This is a genomic window from Microvirga sp. P4_G7 (assembly GCF_056401005.1).
The window spans coordinates 1-7436 of sequence record NZ_JBFUKD010000135.1; the positions used below are offsets into that span (position 1 = coordinate 1).

Consider the following 7436-nt stretch of genomic DNA (forward strand, 5'->3'; position numbering starts at 1 on the left):
GCAGCGAGGATGCGCTCCATCGTGCAGGTCCCGGTGACGCCGGCGATTACGAGACCGGCGCCGACCAATGCGGACAAGGTATAAAGAGCGGGCGCAATCAACGCGCCTGAGAGGATGCCCAGGAGGACGAGCGAGCCGGCGGCGATCTGCACCTGACGCTGCATGGCGATTGGCTCGCTACGGTCGGTCGAGACCGGAAGGCCGGCATTCTTCCAGGCCTCGATCCCGCCCTCGAGGACGTATCCGCCATCGGGCGCGGCCGCGGCGAGCCTCTCCGCGTGGATCGTCGTGCGATTGCCCGATCGGCAATGGAAGATCACTGGATAATCGTCAGTCTTCGATACCGTCAGTTCCAGCTTTGAGAGTGGGTGAAGACGTGCGCCCGGAATGTGCTCTCGAGCGAATTCGTCCGGTTCCCGGACGTCGATGACAATGGCACCCTGATCGATCAGATCTTTCGCCTGGATCGGCGAGATATTGGGGAGCGGCATGGCAGTGCCTTTCACGATGGAGGAGCCGCTCAGGCGCGGCAATATAGACGATGGAGTTCGGCCATCAGCTGATGAATGCGCGGGTCGGAGATGCGGTACCACAAAGTCTGACCCTGACGCCGGAACGTGACGATACCGTCCACGCGCATTCTGGCGAGGTGCTGGGAAAGTGCCGACGGGCTCAATGCGACAGTACGCGCCAACGCATGCACGGCAGCCTCGCCGCAATCGGCCAACGCACACAGGATCATCAGACGGCGCTCATTGCCAAGCACGCGCAGGGTTCGCGCCACGCCGCTGGCGGACGCTCCAGACATACCCAACTGAGCCAAAGGCAGCGACACCCGAACTCCCTGCAATCGAGGTTAGTTTAGAAGGCGCTAATATAACTGAAATTTGCAAGTGAAACGTAAAGACCACGGCGGGCGTGCGGCGGGCTAAAGAAGCGCGTACTGCTCATTCACGTCTCGCCTTTGCTCTCACCCTTGTCCTTGTCATTGTCATTGCGGTCGGGAACGGGTCGGATGGCCGTGGCCGAAATATTCCTACGACAGCGCTGTCTGGGTTCTCAGACTGGCTGGCGACCTTGTGACTTGCTGGTCCGGCGCGTCGCTCCAGAATGTTCCTAGGCTTCTACTTGTCAGAAGGGTGACGCTATGAAACGCCCGCTTTTCGCAATCGCAGCAACGCTGCTCTCCGGCGCCGCAATGGCTCATCACGGCTGGGGAAGCTACGACGTCTCCAAGGTCTTTGTGATCAGGGCGCCCGTCGAAATGCTGCAATGGACCAATCCTCACGCACACGTGATGCTCAAGAACGATGGAGCGATGTGGGAAGCGACGCTCGCGCCGCTCTTTCGCATGCAGGCGCGCGGATTGTCCGAAGAGATGCTCAAGCCAGGGACGGCGATCGAGATCGAGGGCTATCCGTCCACGCGCAACGAACACGAGATGCGCGCCGAGCGGATCATCGTCGCCGGCAAAACCTACGAACTGCGCTGAGGCGAGGCGATGGAAACGGACATCATATCGGGCGCAATGTCAGCCTTCGAACATTCCGCGCTCGGTCGTGCAGCTCGAAGTACCACTTGGCTCTATCCGCTCGCCAATCTGGTCCACGTGCTGGGTGCCGCGCTTCTCGTCGGTGCGATCGTCGCATTCGACGTCCAGGTCCTTCGTCGCCGACACGAGGACCGGATTGTCTACCGCGCGACCATTCCCATCGCAGCGCTCGGCCTCGTCCTGCAGATCGCGTCGGGGATCGTGCTTTTGTCGGCGGAGGCGTCGACGATCATTCTCAATCCGGCTTTTCTGTTCAAGCTCGCCTGGATCCTCATCGGCCTCGCGAACGTCGCCCTGTTCTACGCGCTGTTCGGCTCGACGCTGCGCCATGAACGGCCATTGAAAGGGGCGCGTCCCCTGGCGGCTGTCTCGCTCGTCGCATGGATCGCAGTTCTGCTCAGCGGTCGCGCGATCGCTTATCTTTGATTGTTGCCTATTGGCCCATGCGTGCTTCGCTGCCCTCGCCGAGGCGGGTCGCGAAATAGCCGACGGTCTGCGAATAGACGGTCGACTTGTTCCACTGGCGCAAGGCCTCGAAATTGGGCGCGCCGGGCGACCAATCGGCACCTCGCTGCCACCCGTGACCCTTCAGATAATTGGCCGTCGAGGCAAGAACATCGGCCGGGCTGCGCAGGAGATCCGCCCGCCCGTCGCCATCGAAATCGACGGCGTATTTGACATATGAAGACGGCATGAATTGCGTCTGCCCCAGTTCGCCGGCCCAAGCGCCACGCATCTCGTTCGGAGATAGATCGCCGTGCTGAACAATGCGAAGCGCATCAAAGAGCTGAGCCTGGAACATGTCCGTGCGACGGCAATCGAATGCGAGACTTGCCACCGAACGAATGGTCGAAAGGTTGCCCTTGGCGGCGCCGAAATCGCTTTCCAATCCCCAGATGGCGACCAGGATTTCCGGCGGCACGCCATAGCGGTCCTCGATCCGGGACAATGTGCCGGCGTGCTTTTTCAAGAGGTTTGCACCCATCTTGAGGCGATATGACGAGACCATTCGGCCCGAAAACTGTTCGAAGCTCTGTTTGAAAACGCCCTGTCCCCGGTCCTTGCGGATGACATTGGGATCAAAGGTGACACCGTTTAATCCGATGCGGATCGCCTCTGCAGATATGCCCTTTTCCGCAGCCTCGGCCCGGATATCGTCCAGCCACTTGTCGAAACCCGCAGGATCACGACAGGTGGCGGCCGAAGCGCCGCCAGCTCCTGCCAGAGTCCCAACGATCACCGCAATCCGCATCATGGCCCGCATCGTGATCTCCACCGTTTGTACCTCGAAACGAGGTAGCGCCGCTTTTTCCYATCTCAAGGGCGAAACCGACACGCTTCGACCGCGTTTTCATGTCAGGCCTTCCTATGAACGCGGAGTTGCATGCAATGGCCTGGCCTTTCCATCCTCGATCTTGCTCCATGGCGGCATTGGTTCTGTTGCTCGTGGCGTCGGACGCCTGGGCGCGCACGGAGCTGTCCGCGGYTAGCGGTTCGATCAAAGAAGGCATTTCCGTGGCGCTCGATCCGGCGAGCGGCGATACGCGCGTCGCTGGCCGAGCGGCACACAACGCCTGTTTCACGCTCGTCCTGCCGCAGGAATGGACGCTGACGACGGACGATGAGGGCGCCGCCATCCTGAAGGACGAGAGTTCGGCCGCCACGTTGAAGCTGGATACGCGCGCGGTCGCGGCCGGTAGTGGGCTTGACGATCTTGCAACCCGCGACGCCGATTTCTTGCGGCGCGACTACGAAGACCTGCTTGGCCGACCCGCGCAAGCGATCACATTGTCGTCGGTCGCCGCCGGCGCCAAACGCTGGTCTGCGACGTGGGTCGACATGAATCTCCCCTCCGCGTCGCATTCCCTAACGGTCGAAACCTTCATTGTGCCGCTGACCAGCGCTAGTGTCTTGGAGTTGACGCTCACCGATGTGCCCGGACGCGAAGCCTATGAGGCTTTGATGCGGGGGGCGCTCGGCGGGTTGAAGGTCGAAGCCCAATGCAGGGCTTAGGCGCGCCTCAAATGCGGATCACGAAGGACCGGCAATGGACGTCATCGTCTACCACAACCCACTTTGCGGGACGTCCCGCAACACGATCGGGCTCATCCGCAACGCGGGGATAGAACCGCACATCATCGAGTATCTCAAATCACCTCCCACGCGCCTGATGCTGCGCCAGCTGATCGCGCGCATGAGGATTTCCGTGCGGGAAGCGATCCGTCAAAAGGGGACGCCCTATGACGACCTCGGTCTGGGAGATCCTTTTCTCTCGGACGATCAATTGCTCGACGCCATGATCGCGCATCCGATCCTGATCGAACGACCGATTGTCGTCGCGCCGGGCGGCGTCAGGCTCTGCCGACCGTCGGAGGCGGTGTTGGACATCCTGACACTGCCGCAACAGGGCGAATTCCGGAAGGAAGACGGCGAACTGGTGATCGATGCGTCCGGCCGGAGAGCGGCGACGGCCTAGCTTTCAACGTGACGGAAGGCATGCGTCGCAGATAGCGACGATATGCCGATGGTCCGTGCCGCAGCAGCCACCCAGCACGTTGAGTTGGGTGAAACGCTCCCTCAGTGCACGGTAATGGCGGCCCAGTGCCGGCGGATCACCGATGTCCAGCGTGTCCGATTCATCGAGCTCGGCATGACTCTTCGACGAAGCGTTGGCGCGCAAACCTCGAATCCGATCGGTCCAACCTGTGCCGGACGACAGCACACTCTCGAAATGGCTCGGGTGCGCACAGTTGATCATGTAATAAGCCGGGAAAGCGCCCGTCGCCTGGTCTGTTTTCTCGATCGCCTCTTGCAGCGTTTCGCCTGAAGCAAGTTTTCCGTCGGTCTCGACCGTAAAGGAAATCGCGACGGGGAGACCGTGTCCCTTGGCGGCCTTGGCGATACCAATCGCTTCGGCGGCGTAGTTGATCGTGTATGCCGTCACCATGTCCGCATCCGCATCGGCGAAGGCCGCAATCTGGACCTGATGATAGCTTTCGGCCTCGGCGGCCGTCATCCGCCGATCGGGCCGGTAGCCGTCTCCACGCGGTCCTATGGCGCCGTCGATCAAAATCGGTGTCGTCTTGGCTTCGAATCGCTCTCGTAATCCCTGCGCCCAAATCACCGCATCGCGATTGAGATCAGCCAACGCCAAAGCGTCATATCCGATCTTGGCGCCCCAATCCGCATTCGCGCGCCAGGTCGGGGTGTCGAGGATGAAACCGACCTTCCGCTCGATTGCGGAGCGCAGATAGGGTTCGTAGTAGCGTTCGAGCCGCGCCCGCCCCTCGTTGTCGGAAAGAAGAGGGAAGGAGGCGAAGCACGGAAGCGTTAGACCTTCATGGAAGACGAGCGTCGTCTCGAGCCCGCCATCCGTCAGGAAGATGGTGTCGTCGGCGCGCTGGGGCAGGGGCCTGATCCGATTCATGCAAAAGCCCTCCTCCTGACTATCAGGACAAGTCTTTCGTCAGCCTAGCCTCGTATTTCGGACTTCATGGTCGGTCCGCCCTCGATCCTTGTCAACGCCCGCCCGCAACCACACCGTGCGCGGGACATCCCGGCGGGTTGTAGTGAAATAGTATTTCGGTTATCGCGTATCGCTCAGCAACGAGGTGCCCATGACCTTCATTCTCATCAATTCCAGTTACCCGATGAATGTGACGCAGATCGATTTCAAATCGGCCTTCACGGGCAAGGTCGTGACCAATACGCCGTTCTCGATCGTCCTGGATCAAGCCGATGGATCCCATGTGCGAATTCAGGGCAACGGCTTGAGCATGGACGCGAATGGGCGGCTTGTCGCAGGCACGATCACGCAGTTTCAGTTCGCAGAAGCCAACAACAACGTGGCGATCTACTTCAATATTGCCGATTTGGAGCTTCCGGCGGCCTCGTTTCAAAATCTCTGTTTGTCCGGAAGCAATGCGAGTGTCTTGAGCGTGCTGTTCGGTGGCAAGACGACGATCTCCGGCGGCCCCAAAGGCGATACGATCGTCGGTATGGGTGGCAACGACTACATTTACGCACAGGCCGGAAACGACAAGGTGTACGGGGATGCGGGGAACGACACGCTCACCGGTGGCTTGGGCAACGATACGCTCACAGGGGGCACCGGCCGGGATCAGTTCCTCTTCGATTCCAAACTTGGATCCAGGAACGTCGATCGTCTCGCCGACTTCAAGGTGAAGGACGACACGGTCTATCTCGATCACGAGATCTTCAAGGCGGCTTTCGCAGGTGAGTTTGCGAAGAAGATCAAATTGTCCGCCGATGCCTTTTGGACCGGCACGGCCGCACACGACGCGGACGATCGTATCATCTACGACAACGCCAAGGGCATTCTCTGGTACGATGTGGATGGAGACGGCGCCGCCGCGGCGGTCAAATTCGCGACGCTTGGCCGTAATCTCAAAATGACGGTGGCTGATTTCGTCATCGCGTAGCCGAGCATTCGCCGGCCCCGAATGCAAACAGGGCCTCGGCGGTCGATTTCTCAGATACCCGTTTCTCAGCTGTCCATTTTCAGGGCGGCGATGAACGCTTCCTGCGGGATTTCGACCTTGCCGAACTGCCGCATGCGCTTCTTGCCTTCCTTCTGCTTGTCGAGCAGCTTGCGCTTGCGCGAGGCGTCGCCGCCGTAGCACTTGGCGGTCACGTCCTTGCGGAGGGCTCGGATGGTCTCGCGAGCAATGATCTTGCCGCCRATGGCCGCTTGAACCGGGATCTGGAACATGTGCGGTGGAATAAGCTCCTTGAGCTTTTCGCACATGGCGCGACCACGACTGTCTGCCCGGTCACGGTGAACCAGCATCGAGAGCGCGTCGACAGGTTCGGCATTGACGAGAATCGACATTTTCACGAGGTCGCCCTCTCGGTAGTCCGAGATRTGATAGTCGAACGACGCGTAGCCTTTCGAGATAGACTTGAGGCGATCGTAGAAATCGAACACCACCTCGTTGAGCGGCAGGTCATACGTCACCATCGCGCGCTTGCCGACATAGTTGAGGTCGATCTGAACGCCGCGTCGGTCCTGGCACAGCTTGAGCACGGCGCCGAGGTAATCGTCGGGTGTCAGGATCGTGGCGCGGATCCACGGCTCTTCGATGGCCTCGATCTTCATGACGTCCGGCATGTCCGCCGGATTGTGCAATTCCTTGATCGACCCATCGCGCATTTTGAGGTGGTAGACGACGCTCGGTGCGGTGGAAATGAGATCGAGATTGAACTCTCGTTCGAGGCGCTCCTGAATGATCTCGAGATGAAGCAACCCGAGGAAGCCGCACCGGAAGCCGAAGCCGAGCGCCGCCGAAGTCTCCATTTCGTAGGAGAAGCTCGCATCGTTGAGCCGCAACCGGCCCATGGCGGCACGCAAGTTTTCGAACTCGGCGGCATCGACCGGGAAGAGGCCGCAGAACACCACCGGCTGAACGGGTTTGAAGCCGGGCAATGCTTTGGCCGTGGGCTTGCGATCGTCCGTGATGGTATCGCCGACGCGGGTATCGGCGACTTCCTTGATCGAGCCTGTGAAGAAACCGACTTCGCCCGGGCCGAGCTGTCCCATGTCGCGCATCTTGGGCGAGAACACGCCGACACGATCGACGCCATAGGAGGCGTCCGTACCCATCATCTTGATGGTCATGCCCTTCTTGAGCACGCCATCGATGATGCGCACCAGCACCACGACGCCGAGATAGGCGTCGTACCAGCTGTCCACGAGAAGAGCCTTGAGCGGCGCCGCTTCGTCGCCGGAGGGAGGCGGCAACCGCTTCACGATGGCTTCGAGGACGCCGTCTATGTTCAGGCCCGTCTTCGCCGACACTGGAATGGCTTCCGAGGCGTCGATGCCGATCACCTCCTCGATCTGCTCCTTGATCCGGTCCGGATC

The 7436-nt window shown here is 60.5% G+C and carries 10 protein-coding genes; 5 read left to right on the forward strand and 5 right to left on the reverse strand.

Annotated elements, in window-relative coordinates; all coding sequences use genetic code 11:
- Nucleotides 1-491: rhodanese family protein (locus tag AC1DT3_RS08435; RefSeq protein ID WP_477464805.1), on the reverse strand; the 491-nt coding region annotated here is incomplete at its 3' end.
- 29 nt (nt 492-520) lie between these two features.
- On the reverse strand, nt 521-835 hold the full coding sequence (locus tag AC1DT3_RS08440) for an ArsR/SmtB family transcription factor (protein ID WP_477464806.1): 315 nt from the start codon (nt 833-835) through the stop codon (nt 521-523).
- A 312-nt stretch (nt 836-1147) separates the two neighbouring features.
- On the opposite strand from AC1DT3_RS08440, the gene AC1DT3_RS08445 reads away from it, so the two are divergent.
- Entirely contained in the window at nt 1148-1492 is a 345-nt protein-coding gene (locus AC1DT3_RS08445; protein ID WP_477464807.1) for a DUF6152 family protein, read from the forward strand.
- Nucleotides 1493-1501: 9 nt separating this feature from the next.
- Complete coding sequence (locus tag AC1DT3_RS08450; protein WP_477464808.1) at nt 1502-1978, forward strand: hypothetical protein; 477 nt, start codon at nt 1502-1504, stop codon at nt 1976-1978.
- Between the two features lie 7 nt (nt 1979-1985).
- Here AC1DT3_RS08450 and AC1DT3_RS08455 read toward each other — a convergent pair whose 3' ends face one another.
- Complete coding sequence (locus tag AC1DT3_RS08455) at nt 1986-2816, reverse strand: lytic murein transglycosylase (RefSeq protein WP_477464809.1); 831 nt, start codon at nt 2814-2816, stop codon at nt 1986-1988.
- Between the two features lie 158 nt (nt 2817-2974).
- Here AC1DT3_RS08455 and AC1DT3_RS08460 point away from each other — a divergent pair, with 158 nt between their 5' ends.
- Both AC1DT3_RS08460 and arsC read left to right on the forward strand, forming a co-directional pair.
- Nucleotides 2975-3565 carry a hypothetical protein gene (locus AC1DT3_RS08460; protein ID WP_477464810.1) on the forward strand — a complete coding sequence of 197 codons (591 nt, stop codon included), beginning with the start codon at nt 2975-2977 and terminating at the stop codon, nt 3563-3565.
- Between the two features lie 34 nt (nt 3566-3599).
- Nucleotides 3600-4028 carry an arsenate reductase (glutaredoxin) gene (arsC, locus tag AC1DT3_RS08465; protein WP_477464811.1) on the forward strand — a complete coding sequence of 143 codons (429 nt, stop codon included), beginning with the start codon at nt 3600-3602 and terminating at the stop codon, nt 4026-4028.
- 3 nt (nt 4029-4031) lie between these two features.
- Here the strand turns inward: arsC and AC1DT3_RS08470 are convergent, their stop codons facing one another.
- Nucleotides 4032-4979: a homocysteine S-methyltransferase family protein gene (locus AC1DT3_RS08470; protein WP_477464812.1), complete on the reverse strand. Its 948-nt coding sequence runs from the start codon at nt 4977-4979 to the stop codon at nt 4032-4034.
- Between the two features lie 190 nt (nt 4980-5169).
- Between AC1DT3_RS08470 and AC1DT3_RS08475 the strand changes: the two genes are divergently transcribed.
- Complete coding sequence (locus tag AC1DT3_RS08475) at nt 5170-5994, forward strand: calcium-binding protein (RefSeq protein ID WP_477464813.1); 825 nt, start codon at nt 5170-5172, stop codon at nt 5992-5994.
- Nucleotides 5995-6059: 65 nt separating this feature from the next.
- Here AC1DT3_RS08475 and lepA read toward each other — a convergent pair.
- On the reverse strand, nt 6060-7436 hold a 1377-nt coding region (lepA, locus tag AC1DT3_RS08480; protein ID WP_477464814.1), incomplete at its 5' end, for a translation elongation factor 4.